The sequence below is a fragment of the Scytonema hofmannii PCC 7110 genome, assembly GCF_000346485.2.
In the GTDB taxonomy this organism is placed as follows: domain Bacteria; phylum Cyanobacteriota; class Cyanobacteriia; order Cyanobacteriales; family Nostocaceae; genus Scytonema; species Scytonema hofmannii.
Map to the genome: position 1 here is coordinate 9,345,211 of NZ_KQ976354.1, position 20,883 is coordinate 9,366,093.

Sequence of the window (20,883 nt, forward strand, 5' to 3'; positions counted from 1 at the left end):
TTTTTGGATGGTTAAAATAGCACAAAAAGACCTGCTTTAATTGTCTCTAAGTGTGGTAGCAATTTTAGCATCGGTTAGAGTTAAGCTATTGGTAAATCTCGCAGGAAGTAAAAGCGATCGCTTTTCCAATCACTGCCTTTTATTCTTCCTAAGTACCCTGTTAATGGTGAGGAAAGTTCAAGCAAAATTTCGTGCATTTCTTCACGGCTTAAGCTTTGAGGTGGGCTGGAGTAACCATAAGCTCCAAAGAGAGTTGCAACCTCAACATTGTTATCACCCGTGTTTTCTTGGTGTTTTTTGACAAGTTGTACGAGATGCAATCGCAATTGAATCTGTTTTTGAACTTTTTGAATATACTCGTCTATTTTATAGTCAATTTGTCCGGAATCTAAATATTTCTTTAATTCAAATAAGTCAATAGCACCAGGATATTTTGCCTTTAACTCTACTAGCTTTTGTAATGTCATAGCATTAATAATACTTACTTTCCATTCCTGAGAAGCTTTTAAGGTATCTTTAGAAGGATTGCCTGGACCAATGATTAATTTAGCCGAGTCAAGAAATACGTGTCTTCCTAAATGCATCCCACCTAGCTTGATTAATTCTTCAACAGTACGACTGGGAATTAACCTACCCGCCTTACACTCGCATACAAGAGGATAGGGGTGTGAACAAAATAGATCTAAACCTCCTGCACCTCCCTTGTATTCATTTTCAACTTGAAAACCTAAGAATGTAAGACTACGGCGTGCTACGTTTTCAAAATCTGTACCAGCTTGGTAATTAGTTTTTTTCTCCTCTTGCTCTATACTGCGATCGCCTAATGCAGCAATGTCGTTTATCCAAGTTAAATCTGGATTCTTTTGTTGAGTATCCTCTTCACTAGCCCAACCTAACAATACTCTGACTTCTTTGTCTAACTGTTTAGCAGCTGGGTTAGTAAGAGCAAGGGAGGCTAACGCACCCTGCAATTCCTCTAATTCAGGATGTTGCGGTGGTTGAAGTTTCTCTAGTTGCTGTTTGCGGAGGGCAAAGATGCGATCGCTCAATACAGGTAAGGTATCAGAAACCTTTAAGGAATATGGTAAACCTATGAACTGACTACCTTGAGGATGTACAGGTATTTCAACTGATTGATGCAACAAATAAACCCGTAAATGAGCAAGAAATATATGTTTGTGTTGCAGCAACATTTGCTCCAATACCTTTGCAGTCCAGACAGTTAACTGTGACAAAGCCTCTAAGGACTCAAAATTATTCAGGATTTGACAAAATTCACATTTAGCCCATGCTTTAATTCCCACTTTTTCAGAATCTAGCTGAGCTATACTGGTTTGAGCAATTCGCAAGAAAGTTGAGCGGTAGCGCTGTTCTTGAGGTAACGAATTGACTGAGGTAATAGATGGACACAGAGCAAACGATCGCCCTGGATGAATAAATGTCCGAGGCATGGCTATAATCATTCGCCCTTGCAGTAAAGCCTCAATATCTGGAGCAGCTAGAAGTAGGGCTGTATCAATCAAAATAGAATTACTCATAGCCCTAGTTTCATGAATAAATTATCGACCATAATGTTTACATCTTGAGTTTGCTCTGTAATATTTATGTTTTGTTGAATTTTCCCTGTAATACAGTCTTCCTCAACTAAACCACTAGGAATTTTTCCCGATGGAACGCTCAAAATTTCCTTGATTATATAGTTATTAGCAACTATTTTAGTCTGATGTATAAATTGGGTAATTTCTTGTTCATTTACTTCATAATCTTTCCTAGATTTCCAAAGAAATAATATTGCCAGTAAAGGCTTAATATCCTCAATTGTTAATTTTACAAATTCTCCACCTAGCTCTTTAGAAAGAAGTTGATCCAAATAAGTTTTTCCTTGTGTTTTTGGATTAATTTCCTTAGAACGGATTAGGCAACCACGGGTCATATCAAATTTTTTGTAATCAATTAATCTTTTTAATCCTGCGCTCACAAATCTTGCACTAGAATCTTGAATGACTGACACTACTATTTTGACTATCTTTCCATTTTCTTTACCATAAATTTTGAAATGTAGATAAGGTTGATCTGTAGTTTTCAGTTTTAGCTCTTCAATGTCTTCAATTTTTATTTTTTCTATAGTTTCACCCTTAATTGCTATTAATCCAAAATATATAGCATCAGCAATAAGACTGCTATCATCAAAATAATTGTCTATTGTCTGCTCAAGAATTTTTAGTTCTTTATTAAAAGCTATTTCAACCTCATGTAGTGGTTTTTTAGGTAATTTCGGTGGGTCATTACCTGGTATTTTCCAGTTTTCAGCACACCATTGTAAAACTCGTCTTACTATAGGTTTTTCTTTGCCTATTTCTCGCAGTTCACCTTCATAAAAGGGATATACCTGATGAATTGGAGTCAGACCTTTGTTATCATAAAAATCTTTCAACCAGTAGGAAACGAGAGTGATTACATCATCGCTATTAAGATGTTTTAAATCAAATGTTTTCTCCCCAATTCTGTCAATAACTGCCTCTGCATGCGGTACAACTTTAACTTGATGTGTCCAAGTTTCAGCGTACATATTCAGGATTAACACGCCACGTTTAATTTTGCTATAGAGGTCTTTGGCTAAAAGAGCAACAACCTGTGCTCTCGTAAAACCTTGCTCGTTACAATTTAAACTTTCTAATTCATCAAAACTGATAACGATAGTTCTATAATCACCAATTAAGTCTAGTATTTGACATACACTCTGGAAAGCTTCAGTTTCTTTATCTTCTTGGCTACTATTTGGCAAACCCATGGCATCAGCTTGTGACTGAGCTAAATCTCTTCCAGCAAGCCAATTAATTGCAAATGAAACTTTATCTGAACAAAGTGTCCACAGAATAGCTTGGAGCAAATAAGGATTTTCAATATTTGATTTCAATTTTAGTAGCTTAGCAGTTAACTCATCAACTATCTTGGGTTTTTGAGCCAAAACTACAGGAAAACGCTTAATTAAATCTTGTGGTGTATGGTTTGAGTTGTATACTTCATTAAGTAAAGCAGTTGCCAGTTCTTGCCACTGCATCACACCTTGAGTCCCAGTCTGTTTCAAACTGGATGTCAAAGTATTTAGAAATTTAGAATTAATTTTGTTCAAATCACCATAGTCTACCTCGCTCATATAAACGAAGAAACACTCGCCTTCTGATTGAAGCTGATGCCGAATCCGACCAATTAAGTGGCTTTTTCCCAGCCCTTTCTCAGCTTTGATGGTGATTCCAATAACCGAGCGCTTTCCTGCACGAATTTGCTTGATTGCTTGAAAAATGGAATCAGAAGCATGAGCGTTAATCGAAGGAACATCAGGAAAGCTTTGATTCCAAATATCATGGTTTCTGACTACTAACGATCTATCAAAGGGATTGTAATTATCAATAGCCTTATTAAGGTCTGTAATTGAAGAGTGAGAACTAGTCATGATTGTTTATTTATGTCAAAAATGTAAGTAAAGAAAAGAAAGAAATTTAAAAACACTAGCTAACTAAGTGTGTAGTGTTAGACGTTTAGCGTAGCAACGTAATCCATTAACTTTAGTTGTGATTGAATCTTCTATCTTGTCTGGAGCACTGTCTTCTACACTTCCGCCTTGTAACTGCAAAATATCATTAGCTTGCATTTCCAATATCCACTCGTTAAAATGCTCGCGACTGATACAATCGCCTATCTCTCTCCTTATCCTGTAAATTGGAACTAAATCATCTAGGTTGTAATCTCTGTTCAATTGCTCGTAAACTTTTAGTGTTACTAGCTTAAACTCGTCGTAAGATGCGATCGCTTCGCCAACATTAGTCAATGCAGCTTGAGAACTAACCACACTATTGGTTTGACTTATCCACTTCAGTAGTGCATTCGCTGTCCAAGTTCCGACAATAGTTCCTTCAAATTTGAAATTCGGGCTTTTTAGACTTTCACCCAAAACCTCTAAACCTTTGGGAGATACTAAAGTGAAGCCTGATTTCGAGATAGCGATCGCACCCTGTTGTTGCAATTCGTTAAACACACCCTGATAATCTGCTACTTTCTTCTTTTTTGATACAATACGCTTTGTAAGGTTGCGTGTCTTCACTTCTTGCTTTGCTCCACCTAAATCCCACAATGCGAGAAGGAGACGAGTAGTTGCTTGAGTTTCCATAAGTTGTAAGCTTTTTGACTCTAAATCAATGATTATCTTCGCCAGACCCAGTATAGTTTTGACTTAAAGCTTTTCACTGTTGGGGAAATACTGAAAAATCTCAAGTAATTTCTTACCTATTACCTGAAGTTACTTACGTACAATTCTATGTATCTCCTGTGGACTAATGCAGCTTCTTTCAAAGGCAAGATGAATCTCTTAAGAAATTACATCATCATTGCACTCATACTGTTTACCTGTGCTGTTGTAGATGGAGCGGCAATTGTTCTTTCACTATGCCATTGGAAGCAGCAGGAATTCAACACTGTTGTTGCAACAGCAGGGCATCTAGCAAATGCAGGACAATTGAAAAAACACTATGAACATAAATTTCTCAGGGCGCAAACTCACTTCTTTTCCAGTTGCTGTTTTTCTTTCGGCATTGTTAACAGTCCCAGTTCTCAGTAGCTGCGGTGGTGGAAGCCCTCAAAGTAGTGCGCCACCTGTTGATGATACCGTTAACGGTAGAAATGTGAATTATCCGGGTTCAGCAAACCCACCACAAGAAGCAAGAAGAGGATTATCAACGGGACAGAAAGTAGCAATTCTGGCGGGTGCAGCTGCTCTTTACTACCTCTACAACCAGCGCAAGAATGCACAGGGAACAGGACCCCAAGGCAAGTACTATCTATCTAAAAACGGGCGTGTTTACTACCGTGATGCTCAAAATCGCGCTCATTGGGTAACACCTCCATCTGAAGGAATTCGAGTTCCGGCGTCTGAGGCAGAACGTTATCAGGATTTTCAAGGTTACAACGGACGCAGTACGGGTCGCACTTTAACTGACGTAGTTCCACAGGAAGTTTATTAGGAAATTTTCAACAAGTAAATTCTTCTTCTTGTGGGGTGGGCGTCCTCGCCCGCCTGGTTTATAGGATGGGCTAGAAGTCTGTACCACAAGACAATAACTAGTTGATAAGACGGGCTGGAAGCCCGTACCACAAGACAATAACTAGTTATAAGACGGGCGAGGACGCCCGTACCACAAGACAATAACTAGTTTATAAGACGGGCGAGGACGCCCATACCACAAGACAAAAAGATCAAAGCAAAATAAACCACAGAAAAGAAAAGGAGATAAGTCATCATGGTAGAAGACTTTTTACGAAGAGCAAAGGATTTGTTTGTTGGATCGGATGAAGATAACCGTCAAGTACGTCCTGCTAATGAAGACCCATACGGCGATCCTGCTGACCAAGAATATTATGGAAATAGTCCAGTAAATCAAGACCCCTACGAGCAATATGGCAACGCTATCCCAGCAAGCCAAGACCCTTACGGTGACCCGGCTGACCAAGAGTATTACGGCAACGCTATCCCAGCAAGTCAAGACCCATATGGCGATCCGGCTGATGTCTACGGGCAGTATGGCAACGCTATCCCAGCAAGTCAAGATCCTTACGGTGACCCGGCTGATGTTTACGGGCAGTATGGTAATGTGATTCCAGCAAGCCAAGACCCTTACGGTGACCCGGCTGACCAAGAGTATTACGGCAGTCCTATCCCAGCTAGTCAAGATCCTTATGGCGATCCGGCTGATGTTTACGGGCAGTATGGTAATGTCATTCCAGCTAGTCAAGACCCTTATGGCGACCCTGCGGATCAAGAATATTATGGCGACCAACGGGATCGGAACTCCCGTTAATTATTAACACACAAGTGAAGAGAGGTTATTAAAAAGCCTCCTCTCCCAACGGAAGATGGGGTTGGGAGTGAGGGTTTTCTCATCCTCAGTAGTAAAATTTTTTCCTTAGGGGCTGCCAAATCCCCGACTTCTTGAAGAAGTCGGGGATCTAGTTAATCTAGAAATTACCCTTGTGGGTACTTATCAGGAATACGGATTTCTCAACAGACTCCTTGAAGTATTGATTAAGCATTCTTCAAGGAGGTTGATGAATTTAGCAGGTATTATTAGCCATATTGATTTGTAAGTATCACAGTATGGAAGTGACAAATATTGCTGATTCTCCTTATACTCACTCTTGTACTCGGCAATTTCTTCTCGTTGTAAATATTCTTCGGGCGAGTAGTATCGCTGTTCTTGGTAGGTTTGCATAGCTTGTAAAGACATTTTTACCGAAAATAAGGAAGGAGGAAGAAGAAAGGACCGAAGTTGGAAAGAATTTTCCGTCTGCTCTTTCTCTCTTCCTCCTTCCTAAGGTAGAAGCCCCTCAATTTATTGATGGAAAAGTAAGATTTTGTTCTTGCCATTTCAAATCCCCTCAATTTATTGATGGGGATACAACTTCGGTCTTCCCTCTTCCTTCTTACGAGCGTTAATATAAAAGTATTTTGCTCTAGCGCGATCGCGTCATCTGCAATTTATTATATAGTAAGTAATTCTAAATGCATTGAACACTATGAGTGAACCAACATCACAAAAACCTGCACGTCGTCGAGGAAGAATATTTCCAGAAATTACTATATCTCCAGAAGAACTTGCCAGACATAAAGCTGAAGGAGAAGCATTTAGTCAACGCTGTTGGGGAATTTTTGAGAGACTCAAGCCAAAAATAATCGATAAATACTATGGCTGGTACATTGCTATCGAACCAGATAGTGGAGATTATTTTATTGATGTAGATAAAGAAGTGGTGCTCCTCAAAGCACGTCAGAAGCATCCGAATGCTATTCACCACATTTTTGGTATTAATGAAACAGGAGTTTCTGGCAGAATATGATTCATGGTCAGTTTGGCGTTAAGGGTGAGTTATTTTTTGAGATAGATTTGATTACAGCTAATGGATTAAATCTTCCCGTAGATGCCATGCTGGATACTGGGTTTACAGAGTTTCTAGCAATTAATAAACAAGATTTAGATGGTCTTGATTGGGTCTATGTAAGCCGGGATAAATTGCAAACCGCACAAGGAGAGGAATATTTTGATATCTATTTAGGTAAAGTATTATTAGATGACCAAGAGTACGAGATTCCTGTTTTTGTAGGGAATGAAATAACAGAAGTGCTGCTAGGTTCAGAGTGGTTAAAGATACTACCGTTAGTAGCAAATTATCAAGCAGAGGTGCTGACGATGGGATAATCTATAGTAGAAATGATAGATTATGTGATTGTTTATCACTTAGTCTCTCTGGCTGACCAATTCTTCCTCTACAATAAGCTTCTAAGCAGATTGAGGAGGCTGATATTTTTTGCTCGCCCGCTCTCTCAATTACTCCTGGAAACTACGGGTAGTTTCTTCGATTTCTTCTTGTGATAGCACATCTTCAAGTTGTTCGTACAAAAGTTCTAACAATTTCCTATGTATGATTTTCCTTTTCATTACAACATTTTCTGTGATTTTAGATACTAGGGTGCTTTAAATATATCAAGTTGTACAAGTATAAAAAAGCGAAAATTAAAAAATTACTCCTTGGGGTACTGATAAGAATGCGGATTTCCTCGCAGTTTTCTTGAAGTTTTTATTAATTAAGCATTCTTCAAGGAGGCTTTACATTGCAAACCTCAACTTATATTAACCGACCTATCTTAAAACGAGGTTCTACTGGTTCAGCAGTGGAAGAATTACAAGAACTTCTGAAAAAAAGAGTACCTATTCTTGATTGTATTGATTACTTAGAGGTTAACGGTATCTTTTGCAAAACGACTGAAGTTGCTGTAAAAGTTTTCCAGTTTCGTGTTTTTCTAGAAGATGATGGTATTGTCGGTTTAAAAACCTGGAAAGCTCTTGACCTGGGTCAACGCTTAAACTTACCACTATTGCGTTACGGTAGCCCTGGGAACGATGTTGCTAGGGTTCAAAATTTGCTGAAATTTAGTCCCATCGTTCAAGATTATATGGGTTTTCACGGTTATTACTTCGGGGCTATTGATGGCGAATTTGGTTTAAAAACTGAACAAGCAGTAAAAGTATTCCAAGAAGAAAAAGAACTGTTGGTAGATGGGGTGATTGGTGCTAAGACTTGGAAAGGGTTGATGAATTTAGCAGGTATTATTAGCCATATTGATTTGTAAGTATCACAGTAAGGAAGTGACAAATATTGCTGATTATCCTTATCTTAAAATAGTCTTACGTTACAAATAGAACTTTACGTAGTAGTCTAAAATTACTCTGTAGCAATGTTTGCTAGTTGAGCACGAGAATTTAGAATTTACAACTCCCGAAAAAATAATATGACGACAAACAATCCCATACGGAAAAATCCTCTTCCACTACCAACAACTCTGGCACGTCGCAACAAGTCCGATGTAGATTTAGGTGCGATCGCTAGAAGTGTATCAGTTCAGACGACCTTACTCGCTAAGATTGCCAGACCTGGACCTCGCGAACCAAAAATTGTTTCCACCGCTCACGGTCCACTCAAGCATATTCTTTTTTGTTATCCTGCTTATGCTACTGGAGAGTTCAGCTACAAACAGGTTTACGAAGATTTATTCCGTAAGTTGCCTAAAACAACTCAATTTACTATCCTCACTCATCCAAGCGTCACTAACGATTTACTAGCAGCCCTTGATTCCACTGATGCTGAGGAGATATATACAGGAACTGGAGAGAAACAGCCAATATTTCACATCGATATGTTTATTTCGCTAGCTGGACGCAGCCCTTCTGGCAAATACCGATTGTTGGTAGGCTCGCCCACTTATGCCGATCAAATTTTGTTGGGACAAGAGCCTGTAGACCACGCGCTAGGGGAAATTTTTGATGATATTGCCAATACTCTACAAGATGTGGGCTTTGAAGTGATTCGCAATCCTATGCCGCTCACTTATGTAGATATACCTGAGATTAAAGTTCGTACCTGGTATTTTGCTACCGCTAATAACTGCTTGATAGAGATAGATCCAAATAGTGGTAACTCTGTATGGCTACCAACCTATGGTCATGGTGATTGGGCTGATTTAGCTCCTATTGATGCGGAAAACAAACGCATATGGGAAGAACTCGGTTTTAAGGTTTACGAATTAACCGACTTTCACCCTTTTGCACAAAACCTCGGTTCGGTTCACTGTATTAAAAAATATCTAGAGAGATAAAGCCTCACTCATCATCGACTTCGCTAGGATACCAATACAGAAAGATAATATTAGCCGCAAATACCTTCTTGCGACCTGTAATCGCGGTACGTATAAATTCTGTAAAGACGCGACAGGGCGCATCTCTACATTTTTGTATTTTTTTAGTAAGGTGAATTTTTATCAGTTGGCTGCGCTAGGTTGCTGATTTTGCGTTGATTTCCAACTAGATTGAGTCATTTCTAACATACCCCACTGAGGTAGGTGTTGTTGATAGATTGCTAGTAATCCCTTTGCTGTGTGTTCAATTGCCCAATCTTGTTGCAATTCACAGGCAACACTCAGCCAGTTCGTCACCTTGACACCATGCTGTGTTAAGTTGGCGATCGAAGAGTGCAAAACGATGTTGGAATAGTTACCTGATGCATCAATAACCAAACGCACATCGTAACCCTCACTTGCCATCGACTTAGCTGGGATGCCAATACAAAAATCTGCAGTAATACCAGCCGCTATCACCTTCTTACGACCTGTGGCTTCGATCGCTCCCCGAATCCGTTCATCATGCCAGGAATTAATTTTAGTGCGGTAAATGGGTTGCACATCTGGGAACAGTTCTCGAATTTCTGGAATAATTGGACCTAAGGGACCAGCCGGACCCATTGCTGCTGCTGTAAGAACAACGGGAATGTTGTGTAGCTTGAGTACCTTAGCAAGAGCGATTGAGTTATTGCGTAAATGAACAGGATCGATGTCCCCTGCAAAGAGCATTAGCCCTGCCTGGTGGTCGATGAGCAAAGCACAGGCATTATTGTCGTCCAACATCTCATAAGTCATGCCATGTCTCCCATTGATGCAATTTTCTTGTCTATAGTCCAACTATTGCTTATTCAGCTTTTACTGACTGGGCAAGTTGCGTTGTGCCTGTTAGTTTGACTGATACTGAAAGTTACTGACTACACCAACTCATAGTAGCGATCGCGGCTTACTTTGTCTTTCTCAAATCTTGCTAAAATTTCTTCTATCTTGCTACCTGAACCGTTTATCTACAAAAACTCTCTAGGGATAGATTTATTATTATCCTCAAGATAGAACTTAGAGTGATTGTCGATAGACAAAGGGTGCTATGCCCATATGTTTGCGAAAGAATGTTGTCAATTGTTGTTGATTGGTAAAGCCCAAGCGATCGCTAATCTCGGCGATGGATAACTCCTGCTTTGCAAGTAATTGCTTTGCTATTTCAAGGCGACGCTGAGAGACGTATTGCCAGGGTGTCTGCCCAGTAGATTGCTTGAATAGCCGGGAGAAGTGATACTTGCTCATTCCAATTTGGTTTGCCATTGCCTGCAACGAGAGATCGTCTGTCAAGTGTTCGTTAATGTATTCAATAATTTGTTGTAATTTAGTTTTGGGAAGCCCCTTGTTGTGTTTCCAAGTCGTTGGTTTTTGAGTTGAATATCGTTGTAGTAGATGAACTGCTAGCAAGTTGGCTGCCGACTCAATGTAAAGGCGATTACGCATTTCATTAGAAGCAAGTTCTGACAATAACGCCAGCCCAAGGCTGTGAATTAGAGAGTCGGATATTTGATGTTGAGGTACAAGTTCAATACATTCTCTACTAGTTGATTCTTCAGCAATACGAGTCATCAGTTCAGGTTTGAGGGAGAGAAAAGCATACTCAGCTTCTCCATATATCCACACCCTATGATGAACTTGAGCCGGAAGCAAAAAAGCTTCACCACAGGTCATATGGGAACAATGAAATTTGCCGTCTACCTTCCGTTCTACTTTCAGTTGGTTGCACTGAGTTATAACTACCAAAATATGCTGTGTATGAAAGTGTTCGGGAGTTTCGTGAGTCGGCTGGGAATGATGCTCAATATTAATTTCATTCCACCCTTTCCCATAACTAGAAAGGATGGCTTGATGAGGAAGAATTTTTGAAAGTGAATTTTCAACGGTTGAATCAATAGCTAAAAGTTCATCTTTTGACATTACTTCTTTTGGTCTCCATGTAACCTTTGACATTACTTCTTTTGGTCTTCATGTAACCTTTGAGTATCTAAATCTATATGCTGTGTTTATATGATACCCAAATAGTTTGCTTTCTAAGCATATTACAGATCAAAGACACTTGTTTACAATACTTGATAAAGCCCGTGATGGGGATTGAACTCACTTTCACCGGACAGTACACTTCCATCCCCTCCCCAAACCGTTATCGAAACACTGGACAGTTCACACAAAAATATTTAGACTAGTCTAAAACCAGAGGTCTTTCAGTACGAGATATGATTAATGAGGGCAGACAATGAACTTTGTTCTTGACTGCTCAATAGCAATGGCGTGGGGAATTGAGGATGAAGCAACAGAATTTACTGACTCATTACTAGAGGAACTTGCAGGAGGAAGTGCAAAAGTACCCTCCATCTGGTTTCTTGAGGTTGCAAACGTTCTTGCAATAAGTGAACGAAGGGGGCGAAGCAATCAAGCACAGATTTCTCAATTTCTCGGACTCTTAGGTAGCCTTCCCATTACCGTTGATACAAAAACTGAAGAGAAAGCATTTACTGACATCCTTAATCTTGCGCGAACTCATAAACTGACCTCCTACGATGCAGCATATTTAGAACTTGCGCTCCGTGAAGGATTACCTCTTGCAACACTTGATGAAGGACTGAAACAAGTTGCGTCCAAACTTGGTGTAACCACGCTGTGATTGAATCTTGAGTTTCAGTTTATATCGAATCCGTTTGCACGAAATCATTTTGTTCGCTAACTGTAAGAGAAATGTTGTTAACTCTGCGATCGCAGGAATAAATATTTTTACTATAAATATATTTTGCCAAAGCGCGCTGCGAAAAACCTTCCCACACTTATCCATAAGTCGTTAAGTAGGGAGGTGAACCAACAGCGCTAGTTTTTAATTTAATATGAGGAGTGCGTAGCACTTGCACAGTATTCCTTCGCCATTTTGGTCGAGGTGTTTGCCGTAGCTTGCCATGCATCCGACAGTTAGTCGGAACCTGTTTGTGACTAGGAAAATAAAATTTATGACGATTAAAACCACCACAAATATTTATTTTTCTGCCAACCCGACTCCATACATTCGACTTTAAGCAGTCCTCTGGCTTTTTAAAGTAAATTGCATTTTGTTTGGGAAGCTTTTCAGTTCTACCTTGACCACGACGCGCTATGACTATGGCAGCAGAACAACCAGAGTTTAGCCCATACATAGCCATGTATTTCGTGACTCCGATGATTGAGGTATAAGCAGCGTTAACTTTAATTAAGCTAAGACCTTGCCTGATGCAGCGTGTTTCAATCATCTGGGTAAATTTGGAATAAGCAAAATTAGACAGCATTCTTGCAGATTTTGGAGAGCGTTCTTTAAGGGCTGCTTTTTTTTGCGTAAAATCTAAATCTTCTATTGCTATTGGCACTTGATTAACTTTTGCTTCATTGACAATTTGTACAATAGCTTTGCCTAAAATATCCTGTGTTTGGTGAGTTGATTTATCCTGAATATTAACTTGAAGAGAACCATGTCGTTTCAAATTTCCGTGGGGATCAACAATTGACCAGTCAATACTACTGGGATTAAAGTCTATTCCTAAAACACCATTTTCCCTAGATGTGATAACTTCCCCAACGGGCTGGTCAATGATTGCATTAACATACCAGATTCCATTCTCTTTTCTGGACAAGTTTAACCGATATTGGACAACTTTAGAAAAGAAAAGACTTATCTAGTTATATCCGATCGCACGATGGGAGAAGTTTCGGTTTAATCCCCTGCCGTCTCGCTAGCAGTTGGAGGCATTAGCTAAGGTTATGGGGGTTGATGTTGACAGGTTAGCGCAGATCAAGCACCTGTTGGGGTGGGGATGAAAATGGAGCCAATTCGATTATGTGCTGCTCGTTATGCCGAGTCGCTTTGCCCCAAGATTGGGCGGCGACGCAAAATAATCTGGCGGGTGCTTACTGGGACAGAATATTGGGCGACAAAGCACAGAATTTAGAAATGGCGATCGCATCTCACTCTACTGCTTTGGAAGTAACAACCCGCGACGCCTTTCCCCAACAATGGGCGATGACGCAAAATAATCTGGGGAATGCTCACCGTAACAGAATATTGGGGGACAAATCACAGAATATAGAAATGGCGATCGCATCTTACACGAATGCTTTGTCAGTTTACACCCGCGACGCCTTCCCGCAAAACCACGCTCTGACATTATCCAACCTGGGTCTTGAAAAGAATAATCTACGCATCAGACAGAAACTGAAACAAATTTAGATTATTACTTCTTTGCAAAATGAGTGGTTCAGCGAACACGAACGAATAACAGGGAACGCGATCGCCGTTTATCATATTCTCTCGACTGCCGTGAAATCTCTATCTAGTACTGAGTGTAAAAAGATATCAGTTTTTATTGATGCAATATGTCAGCTATCAGTCGCTAGAACGCGGTTAGGAGTGATTGTACCTGCCTGCTTAAGAATCTTCTTGTTTTTCTAAATCAGTAAATATATCATGCTGTTCTCGAAAAACCCTTTGAGTTTGAGATAAACCTAAATCCATAGAAAGCAAATCAACACCATCAATAATTTTAGGTATCTGAGATTCATCAACTTGTAGACCCTCAAAACACGTTTGTCTGTAATCTGGTCTTTGCTGAAAGCGTTCGAGCGCTTTTTTTAAAGGCCTTATGACTTCGTAAGCCTCTTCAGCTTTATCAATTGATGGTTGAGGTATTGGAGATTGTAACCTGAGAACCGCTAAATCGATTAAATCTCTGGATTCTACACCATCATCCATGTATCGGTCAGAATTTGCCAGTAGTTTAGAGGTGAAACAATCATTTAAACTTAAGCACGGAACAGGCGACCATTTGGGGTATCTCGGAGGGTCTAGTTGAAAACGACTTTCAGCAATAATTTCTATCTTAATAAAGACATCGTCTACACAAACTGTCATGCGTATCCCATACTGATCGGTTGTACTGCGTCCAATTTGAATTTTACTTAAATCACGAAATAATGCTTCATGTCCATCATCAAATACTACTGTACGTAGATATTTGTATCCTTCTGTACCAACAGAAGCAATAAAATCAACGTCATTACTCCATCGGTATTCTTCAAAATCTAGAGCAAGAAGGGTTCCACCACCAAAGTAAGCAGAACCCTTCCTAAGTATCTCACAATCTAAAGATTCAAGAATTGCAAGAATTTTATTATGGTGGTCTAATCTAAAGGTCATAACTCAACTAACAACCAGGATTTATAACGTCTGGTAAGTTCTTTAAGGAAATTAATTTCTTCACCCTCTAGATTGTTGTATATGTCACGATATCGCCAACCACGCTCATAGCGGCTAAGCATTTCTTCTGGTGAGAAGCGATACACATCAGCAGTCTGCCAGCAAATTGATTCCAAAAAGGGTAGTCTTTTTGGGACAGTGAGAGAATTAATTGTTGGTGTTGCGGTTGCCATACTTTTTTAATCAACCACTTATGTTTACTTTTTTCTAGAATTAGTTTATTCTAAAATTAAATTTTATTCAAATAACTTCACCAGAGAATTTGGTGATATCGTAAAAGCCTTAGTAATTGCCGATAAGAGTGCAGAACGCCTAAGGTTTAGGTAAAGCAGCAAGACTTGGGGGCGCGATCGCACGATGGGAGAAGTTTCGGTTTAATCCCCCGCCGTGACTATACGGAACTAAAATATCAATAATTGGGTATCAATTCATGTACTCTACTAGCATGATACTCATTTGATCCCCAAATGGCAAAAAAATAGCCAAAAAATATCCAACCGATAGACCAAAGTTAGCCTAAAAAAATTATTTATTGTAGTTTCTAAAAAATTTAAAAGCGGCAAATCCTTACTAATCAAGAGTTTCCCTGCTTTCAGCTTGTATTATTATGAAAAGCCCGTGATGGGGATTGAACTCATGACCTCACCCTTACCAAGGGTGTGCAAAATGACCAATTACCAAGGCTTTGAGCGAGTTGCATAGTTGGATTATGCAAGAACTATGCAACTTAGAGAATGTACGAGACTGGGAAGCCTTCATCTAGAGTACCTAAGATTACCCCACGTAACAATAATGGCGGAATCATAATCAGGTTTCAATACCAAGGGAAGCAATACTCTATCTCTCCAGGTGGAAAATATAGCGATAAGCTGGCAATTGCAAATGCTAATAAGATCGCTAGCCAAATTAAAACAGACATTCTTGCTGGTTACTTTGACCCCACACTAGAGAAGTATCAGCCAAAAGTGAAACAACCTGATAACGTTGTTTCAATCAATAAGGATGTAGCACTGAGCCTAAAAGAATTGTGGGAACAGTACAAATTAGCGAAACGAGCGAGTGTGGCTGAGACAACTCAAAAAGAAAAATGGTCACAGATTGATAGATGCTTAACTAAAGTCTCACCTGAGATACTCAATCCAGAGAATGCTCGGTTGTTGATACCAGAATTACTCAAAGCCTATTCTAGTACTACACTGGAGAGAATCATTAACGATATACACGCTTGTAGCCATTGGGCTTTCGAGACTGGGTTAATCAGCATTAACCCTTGGAGGAGATTGAAACAGCAGTTACCAGATAAACCTCAAAGCAGTAGAACAAAAAAAGCATACTCAAGGGATGAAGTCAACGCTATTATTCAAGCGTTTAGAGGTGATTGGTACTGCAACTCCAAGTCAGCTTTCAAGGATAGCTGGTATGCTGACTTTATCGAGTTTTTGTTTCTTACTGGTTGTCGTCCTGAAGATGCGATCGCGTTAACTTGGGAACAGGTCAAGGAACGAGTTATCGTGTTTGATAAAGCTTACTCTTGCGGCGTTTTGAAAAGTACGAAAAACAATAAGGCTCGAATGTTTCCCATAACGCCACAAATCAGAGAGTTACTAGATCGGCGCTTAACCTCTGTTTCTACCATTCCTACCAAACTGGTATTTCCCGCACAAAACGGTAATTACATCAACCTCAGAAACTTCACACAACGGTACACCAAGAGGATTATAGAAAATTTAGTGAGTGAAGGTAAAGTGAAACAATACTTACCTACTTACAATCTCAGAAACACAAGTATCACTCATTATCTCCGTCAAGGTGTAGACATAGCTACTGTGGCGGCGCTAATGGAAACGAGTGAAGAAATGATTAATCAGCACTACTGGAGTCCAGATGATGACATCATCAACAACAATGTTCAATTACCGGAAATTTAGAACCATAGCAATAACACAGGTAAAAGTAACAGAGTTATAACTGCATTCATCATACTGGCACTAACAACACTCATCTAACATACAGTTGCAAGGGATAGAAACATACAATACTATCCCTTGTTCTTATGCAATGAAGTCACGAACAAGAATCAGTCAATCAAAGAAATTCTATTATGCTATTTGGCTGCAATTCTAAAAGGTCGTGCCGATCTCCAACAGTTCTTGCATCTAGTTGGTTCTGGTGGCACGGGTAAAAGTACATTTGTTAAACTTGCAATATCTTTGATAGGTAGTAATAATGTATGTAGCACTACTCTGAACGATTTTTGTGTTAAAACTTTTGGAGTTGCGAATGTTCACCAAAAGCGATTGGTAGTATTTGCAGATCAAAGTAAATATACGAGAGATGTGCAAAAATTTAAGTCACTTACAGGACAAGATGAGCTTCAAGCAGAAAAAAAATATGAACAACCGTTTCAATTTAGATTTGATGGTATGGTCATCATGGCATCAAATGACCTGGTGTTTGATACTCATAACTCATCTTGGTTGACAAGGAGACAGATTTTAATTTTCTTCAAACAAACTGTAGACAAAACAAAGCGTAGAGATTTAGAAAAAGAGTTTCAACCTGAGTTGAACGCATTAACTCAATATTTACTGGCTATCCCTGATGAAACAGTTACTCAAGTATTGAGGAATGCAGCCGATAACCCAGAACTCGCTCAATATAGTTTGGAGCAACAAATCAGTAATAATCCTATGGCGGGTTGGATTGATGAGTGCGTTATCCGAGGTGCCAATACCAAAAGTTCAATAGGGAGTGATAGAGAAGACGCCGCAACTCTATTTGGTAGCTATACACAATGGTGCCGTAAGTCTGGTAATTATGCTCCCAATACGCGGAATTTTAGCCCCCACCTACTGGATTTTTGCAACTCTATTATGGGATGGAAGGATGTAAAAAAAGTTCGTAGTAACAAAGGTTATTGCATTCAGGGCTTGAGATTGCGGGAACCTGGTAAGGACGATGATCTGCCTTCACCACTAGCAGGCAGTGTAGAGTCAAACCTACACAGTGAAGGGTAGAGTGTAGTACCACAATTCAGTCAGGGTAAGCATTGTGTAGGTTGTGTAGGGTTAGAGCGTTATTCCTTTTATATTTATTGAGGAATGATGCTCTAACCTGGAAATAAAATCAGAAAATTACCTACAGATATATCAATAATCCTACACACTCTACACAATCCAGTCAGTATAAGGATTCAAACACTACACTAAAGTCTACACAGTGTAGGGTCAATCCTACACATCCCAAGCAAGTAACGAAGTACTGTTTATTCATTTCCTTGAACTGTCGATAGCCTGAGTTAATACTGACATATTAAAGAAACCTGTGTTATAAAAAACATAAAATTTGACTGTATCAATTGGCTATGGATTACGCAATCTCAATGAAGTTAGGTGGCGAAAGAGTTTATGCAGATAAATGTGATTTTTCTTCATACAACGATCACAAGTTACGTTGTCCTGTATGTGGAGAACCTGTTTATATAAAACGAGGTGAGTGTAGAAAACCTCATTTCGCTCATATTCATGCCACTAATGCTAGACAAGTGGAGCAATGTGAACTGAGAGCATCATCATTTGGTAATAGTACAGCAATCAGTAACTTCATTGAGGATAGAGGACAAAGGCTAGAGATATTTCAAAAGAGCTTCTTAAGTATGATTGCTATTGGAAAAGAGAAAATTGTTGATGATGTGAAATTTAATAACTGGATTCGTGCGGTAAAATCTCACAATAATCCAACAATGGATAGCATTACAAACGCTTGTAAAACCTATTTTCTAACTCATCACCAGCAACTGGAGGCAACATATAATCTTACTATTCTTCACAAAGAAGTAAAAGATAAGCGAACTTTACTGCAACAGCAAATAGCTCTAGAAGCAATAGATTACTTGTGTGTCAAGTCTAGCTTGAAGTTGTTGGAGTACCTACTGCATTACAGCATTTACAAACTATACGAGCACGAACAAGATAAGTTGCTTAGACAAAAGATAGGAAGAAAAGATATAGATATTATTTGTCAGTTCGCAGCCAAAGTAATTATCTCCAATTCTTGGATAGAACAATTTGATTTTGTAATAAACATACATAGAGATGTTCCTAGTGTTCAACTTACAATAATTAATAATCAGTTAGAAAATATCCATCATGAAGACGAGCAACATCATGATTCTTCTATAGAGAAAATCAAATTCAATGCATCTGTATATGATATTTTATCTAACTGGTCGCTACCATTTGAAATCACTCTAAACAAGGGGGATTTCCTATATCATGAGAAACAACCTACAGGGTTGTTTCAGATTTGCTTAGAGCAGAATCGCATAGTTCTCTATAAACTAGGCAAAACCTATCAGAAGTACTTCGATATGGGAGAATCTAAGCGAGATAACCACATAAACCATCTAGTAGGCAAATCAGCCATACAAGCTAACAGCCATTCCCTGTTACAAGACAGACAGCGCATATGTGAACTAGGGAAAATCGTGGTCAGCGTATTCCCGTGTCATCAGTGGATAGCAACACAGCCGAAGTATGAATTCATTGCAAAATCACTAACTAGCAGTCACAAATTACCTTCAGATATTGACAATACCTATCGGGGTATTGTCGTTACTGAAGATACAGCAACACTGAGAGATACAGTACTTTGTAAAAAGCAGTACTTAGGCGAACGCTCTATGTGTAAAGTCATCATGTCCCCTACTATTGCGGTAGGTAATAAGACTGTAGAAACACACGTTTCTGGTAACTTGAAAGCAGAGTTTATCTGGATTGATGGGTTATTGAAAACTACTGAAAAAAAGATGATTACAAACAATAGTAAAATCATTGCTGAAAAACTAGGCAATGATAAACTATCAGCCGATCAACAAGATGAATTACACAACAAAAAGAAGAATATCAAAACTCTTCTCTCAACAGTACGCAAACACACTAGACGTCTCAATCCGGATATGTTGGATTCATCATTAGTTGAAATCAGTTCTGCGATCGCGGAATACCTAGTTCAAAACAATGTATCCCGTAATGATATTGTGGGTATGATGCAAAAACTTACCTATAACAACTACATCAAGTTGCGAGACAAGGCAATAATTCACCATAATGGTAAAGATAGTAGTCAACCGAGACATTTACCTCAATTAGAAAACTCATTAATTTCTGAAGAAATAGCCATTCATAGTATTGATAGTTATGTAGCCAACAACAGCGATAAAGACATCAAAGCAGCAGAACACAGCGCAAAAAAGGCTTGTCAGCAAGCAAGATCTGTAATCCGTCAATATGAAGCTACACTGAGTCAGATAGAACAACGTCAAGTACTCAATGACTCAGAGATAGGTAGACTAGCCCTGGATATGACAAAGTACTGTTTTACAACGCTAGAACTCAATAAATACAACTTTGTGGGAATGTTCAAACAATTTACAAATGATCTCAATAACTGGCTGAAAGATGCCAGTGAGATAAAAGACAGCGATAAACGTAACCAATGGATGAAAGATAACTATCAATCCCTACCATTCGTACAGTTTAGAGATACTGTGTTAGGACAGAATGATTCATGGGTAGCACTATCGCAAAAAGTTACATCGGAAGAAACAGAGATTATTGCTATTCATTCACTAAAATATTGCGATTGTGTGTTGATGTTCAAAAGTTATCAACTAGAAATTAATCAGTATGGAATGTTGTCTCATCCTGAATGGTTAGATAGTACTCTCAGTAAATGGGGAATACAAAGGGATAATATTATTGGTTATATCGGTATCAGACACCCCAATAGTAAGATTGAGCAAATAGGTATTGTACACAAGAAACAAGTCAAAACTAGAGAAACCAAGGGTAAACGCATTGTATTGTGGTACACAGAACTAGAACGCTATCAACACAAACAAGTGAACGTGTACAAAGATACTCAACAGATGGAATACCAAGTAAAAGATAGGCTTGTGTTTGATGGTCATATACTCAAGAAAACACAAGTGTTAGTAACAGTATGCAAAACAGTACTTATTTCCGATGTACAAAGTACAAAAATAGAAGTCGATCCGGAAATTGCTTGTTTTCTATCCCTGTATGGCATAGCTCATAACACAGCAATCAAACCATCCAAACTAGTTACCATCAATGACACAAGCAAACACATTAACGTTAACTGGCAAAGTCTCACAGGTCTGAAAGTCGCACCAATGAATAAACAAGGTCAGATACTCTGGCATCCGAAGGACTCTTGTCCATTTACCATAACTGACTAACTCTTGCGATTGTAAATTTACCAGGATCGACACGCACAAAAGCTGTGATACCAGCAGCTAATTCAACTCTGTAGTAATCTTCGTTCATAACAAGAAAACCCGGCAAGTACCGGG

Annotated in this window: 21 protein-coding genes; 12 read left to right on the forward strand and 9 right to left on the reverse strand. The window is 39.1% G+C overall.

Going from position 1 to position 20,883, the window contains the following annotated elements; genetic code table 11:
* Positions 1-80: 80 nt before the first annotated feature.
* The 3 genes from WA1_RS39530 to WA1_RS39540 all read right to left on the reverse strand — a co-directional run bounded on the left by WA1_RS39530 (position 81) and on the right by WA1_RS39540 (position 4,168).
* A complete protein-coding gene (locus WA1_RS39530; RefSeq protein ID WP_017746135.1) occupies positions 81-1,538 on the reverse strand; it encodes a DUF1802 family protein in 1,458 nt (485 codons plus the stop codon).
* Complete coding sequence (locus WA1_RS39535) at positions 1,535-3,454, reverse strand: P-loop NTPase fold protein (protein ID WP_017746136.1); 1,920 nt, start codon at positions 3,452-3,454, stop codon at positions 1,535-1,537. Before WA1_RS39535 ends, WA1_RS39530 begins: the two co-directional genes overlap by 4 nt.
* 63 nt (positions 3,455-3,517) lie before the next feature.
* Positions 3,518-4,168, reverse strand: coding sequence for a hypothetical protein (locus WA1_RS39540; protein WP_017746137.1), 651 nt, complete (start codon positions 4,166-4,168; stop codon positions 3,518-3,520).
* 147 nt (positions 4,169-4,315) lie between these two features.
* Here WA1_RS39540 and WA1_RS60770 point away from each other — a divergent pair, with 147 nt between their 5' ends.
* The 3 genes from WA1_RS60770 (at position 4,316) to WA1_RS39550 (ending at position 5,852) form a co-directional block, all read left to right on the forward strand.
* Positions 4,316-4,615 (forward strand): hypothetical protein, encoded by a 300-nt coding sequence (locus tag WA1_RS60770; protein ID WP_158516756.1) that lies wholly within the window; start codon positions 4,316-4,318, stop codon positions 4,613-4,615.
* The gene (locus WA1_RS39545) at positions 4,527-5,018 is read left to right on the forward strand and encodes a hypothetical protein (protein ID WP_017746138.1); all 492 of its coding nucleotides are present in this window, start codon (positions 4,527-4,529) and stop codon (positions 5,016-5,018) included. The genes WA1_RS60770 and WA1_RS39545 overlap by 89 nt, the downstream gene beginning before the upstream one ends.
* 276 nt (positions 5,019-5,294) lie before the next feature.
* On the forward strand, positions 5,295-5,852 hold the full coding sequence (locus WA1_RS39550; protein WP_017746139.1) for a hypothetical protein: 558 nt from the start codon (positions 5,295-5,297) through the stop codon (positions 5,850-5,852).
* Positions 5,853-6,035: 183 nt separating this feature from the next.
* Here WA1_RS39550 and WA1_RS60775 read toward each other — a convergent pair whose 3' ends face one another.
* Positions 6,036-6,278, reverse strand: a complete 243-nt coding sequence (locus tag WA1_RS60775) for a hypothetical protein (protein ID WP_272819324.1) — start codon at positions 6,276-6,278, stop codon at positions 6,036-6,038.
* Positions 6,279-6,567: 289 nt separating this feature from the next.
* Here WA1_RS60775 and WA1_RS39555 point away from each other — a divergent pair, with 289 nt between their 5' ends.
* From WA1_RS39555 to WA1_RS39570, 4 genes are all read left to right on the forward strand, one after another.
* Positions 6,568-6,888 carry a hypothetical protein gene (locus tag WA1_RS39555; protein WP_017746140.1) on the forward strand — a complete coding sequence of 107 codons (321 nt, stop codon included), beginning with the start codon at positions 6,568-6,570 and terminating at the stop codon, positions 6,886-6,888.
* A complete protein-coding gene (locus WA1_RS39560) occupies positions 6,885-7,247 on the forward strand; it encodes a hypothetical protein (RefSeq protein ID WP_017746141.1) in 363 nt (120 codons plus the stop codon). The genes WA1_RS39555 and WA1_RS39560 overlap by 4 nt, the downstream gene beginning before the upstream one ends.
* A 413-nt stretch (positions 7,248-7,660) precedes the next feature.
* Positions 7,661-8,179: a peptidoglycan-binding domain-containing protein gene (locus tag WA1_RS39565; protein ID WP_017746142.1), complete on the forward strand. Its 519-nt coding sequence runs from the start codon at positions 7,661-7,663 to the stop codon at positions 8,177-8,179.
* 159 nt (positions 8,180-8,338) lie between these two features.
* Positions 8,339-9,202 (forward strand): hypothetical protein, encoded by an 864-nt coding sequence (locus WA1_RS39570; RefSeq protein WP_017746143.1) that lies wholly within the window; start codon positions 8,339-8,341, stop codon positions 9,200-9,202.
* 162 nt (positions 9,203-9,364) lie between these two features.
* Here the strand turns inward: WA1_RS39570 and WA1_RS39575 are convergent, their stop codons facing one another.
* Positions 9,365-10,018, reverse strand: a complete 654-nt coding sequence (locus WA1_RS39575; protein WP_017746144.1) for an isochorismatase family protein — start codon at positions 10,016-10,018, stop codon at positions 9,365-9,367.
* Between the two features lie 258 nt (positions 10,019-10,276).
* Positions 10,277-11,176, reverse strand: a complete 900-nt coding sequence (locus tag WA1_RS39580) for a helix-turn-helix domain-containing protein (protein WP_017746145.1) — start codon at positions 11,174-11,176, stop codon at positions 10,277-10,279.
* Between the two features lie 316 nt (positions 11,177-11,492).
* Here WA1_RS39580 and WA1_RS39585 point away from each other — a divergent pair, with 316 nt between their 5' ends.
* Positions 11,493-11,900 (forward strand): type II toxin-antitoxin system VapC family toxin, encoded by a 408-nt coding sequence (locus WA1_RS39585; protein WP_017746146.1) that lies wholly within the window; start codon positions 11,493-11,495, stop codon positions 11,898-11,900.
* Positions 11,901-12,057: 157 nt separating this feature from the next.
* On the opposite strand, the gene WA1_RS39590 is transcribed toward WA1_RS39585, so the two are convergent.
* Complete coding sequence (locus WA1_RS39590; RefSeq protein ID WP_017746147.1) at positions 12,058-12,888, reverse strand: IS200/IS605 family accessory protein TnpB-related protein; 831 nt, start codon at positions 12,886-12,888, stop codon at positions 12,058-12,060.
* A 203-nt stretch (positions 12,889-13,091) separates the two neighbouring features.
* Between WA1_RS39590 and WA1_RS39595 the strand changes: the two genes are divergently transcribed.
* Positions 13,092-13,481, forward strand: a complete 390-nt coding sequence (locus tag WA1_RS39595; RefSeq protein WP_017746148.1) for a tetratricopeptide repeat protein — start codon at positions 13,092-13,094, stop codon at positions 13,479-13,481.
* 198 nt (positions 13,482-13,679) lie between these two features.
* Here the strand turns inward: WA1_RS39595 and WA1_RS39600 are convergent, their stop codons facing one another.
* Entirely contained in the window at positions 13,680-14,447 is a 768-nt protein-coding gene (locus tag WA1_RS39600) for a nucleotidyl transferase AbiEii/AbiGii toxin family protein (protein WP_017746149.1), read from the reverse strand.
* Positions 14,444-14,680: a hypothetical protein gene (locus WA1_RS39605; RefSeq protein WP_017746150.1), complete on the reverse strand. Its 237-nt coding sequence runs from the start codon at positions 14,678-14,680 to the stop codon at positions 14,444-14,446. Before WA1_RS39605 ends, WA1_RS39600 begins: the two co-directional genes overlap by 4 nt.
* 561 nt (positions 14,681-15,241) lie before the next feature.
* Here WA1_RS39605 and WA1_RS39610 point away from each other — a divergent pair.
* The 3 genes from WA1_RS39610 (at position 15,242) to WA1_RS58955 (ending at position 20,769) form a co-directional block, all read left to right on the forward strand.
* On the forward strand, positions 15,242-16,435 hold the full coding sequence (locus WA1_RS39610; protein WP_017746151.1) for a tyrosine-type recombinase/integrase: 1,194 nt from the start codon (positions 15,242-15,244) through the stop codon (positions 16,433-16,435).
* 117 nt (positions 16,436-16,552) lie between these two features.
* Positions 16,553-17,524, forward strand: a complete 972-nt coding sequence (locus WA1_RS39615) for a DNA primase family protein (RefSeq protein WP_272819325.1) — start codon at positions 16,553-16,555, stop codon at positions 17,522-17,524.
* Positions 17,525-17,871: 347 nt separating this feature from the next.
* Entirely contained in the window at positions 17,872-20,769 is a 2,898-nt protein-coding gene (locus tag WA1_RS58955) for a competence protein CoiA family protein (protein WP_201789154.1), read from the forward strand.
* The last annotated feature ends 114 nt before the right edge of the window (positions 20,770-20,883 follow it).

Coding starts and splice junctions, on each gene's coding strand:
- WA1_RS39530 (WP_017746135.1), bottom strand. CDS start 1,538: ATGAGTAATTCTATTTTGATTGATACAGCCCTACTTCTAGCTGCTCCA.
- WA1_RS39535 (WP_017746136.1), bottom strand. CDS start 3,454: ATGACTAGTTCTCACTCTTCAATTACAGACCTTAATAAGGCTATTGAT.
- WA1_RS39540 (WP_017746137.1), bottom strand. CDS start 4,168: ATGGAAACTCAAGCAACTACTCGTCTCCTTCTCGCATTGTGGGATTTA.
- WA1_RS60770 (WP_158516756.1), top strand. CDS start 4,316: ATGTATCTCCTGTGGACTAATGCAGCTTCTTTCAAAGGCAAGATGAAT.
- WA1_RS39545 (WP_017746138.1), top strand. CDS start 4,527: ATGAACATAAATTTCTCAGGGCGCAAACTCACTTCTTTTCCAGTTGCT.
- WA1_RS39550 (WP_017746139.1), top strand. CDS start 5,295: ATGGTAGAAGACTTTTTACGAAGAGCAAAGGATTTGTTTGTTGGATCG.
- WA1_RS60775 (WP_272819324.1), bottom strand. CDS start 6,278: ATGTCTTTACAAGCTATGCAAACCTACCAAGAACAGCGATACTACTCG.
- WA1_RS39555 (WP_017746140.1), top strand. CDS start 6,568: ATGAGTGAACCAACATCACAAAAACCTGCACGTCGTCGAGGAAGAATA.
- WA1_RS39560 (WP_017746141.1), top strand. CDS start 6,885: ATGATTCATGGTCAGTTTGGCGTTAAGGGTGAGTTATTTTTTGAGATA.
- WA1_RS39570 (WP_017746143.1), top strand. CDS start 8,339: ATGACGACAAACAATCCCATACGGAAAAATCCTCTTCCACTACCAACA.
- WA1_RS39575 (WP_017746144.1), bottom strand. CDS start 10,018: ATGACTTATGAGATGTTGGACGACAATAATGCCTGTGCTTTGCTCATC.
- WA1_RS39580 (WP_017746145.1), bottom strand. CDS start 11,176: ATGTCAAAAGATGAACTTTTAGCTATTGATTCAACCGTTGAAAATTCA.
- WA1_RS39585 (WP_017746146.1), top strand. CDS start 11,493: ATGAACTTTGTTCTTGACTGCTCAATAGCAATGGCGTGGGGAATTGAG.
- WA1_RS39595 (WP_017746148.1), top strand. CDS start 13,092: ATGTGCTGCTCGTTATGCCGAGTCGCTTTGCCCCAAGATTGGGCGGCG.
- WA1_RS39600 (WP_017746149.1), bottom strand. CDS start 14,447: ATGACCTTTAGATTAGACCACCATAATAAAATTCTTGCAATTCTTGAA.
- WA1_RS39605 (WP_017746150.1), bottom strand. CDS start 14,680: ATGGCAACCGCAACACCAACAATTAATTCTCTCACTGTCCCAAAAAGA.
- WA1_RS39610 (WP_017746151.1), top strand. CDS start 15,242: ATGTACGAGACTGGGAAGCCTTCATCTAGAGTACCTAAGATTACCCCA.
- WA1_RS58955 (WP_201789154.1), top strand. CDS start 17,872: ATGGATTACGCAATCTCAATGAAGTTAGGTGGCGAAAGAGTTTATGCA.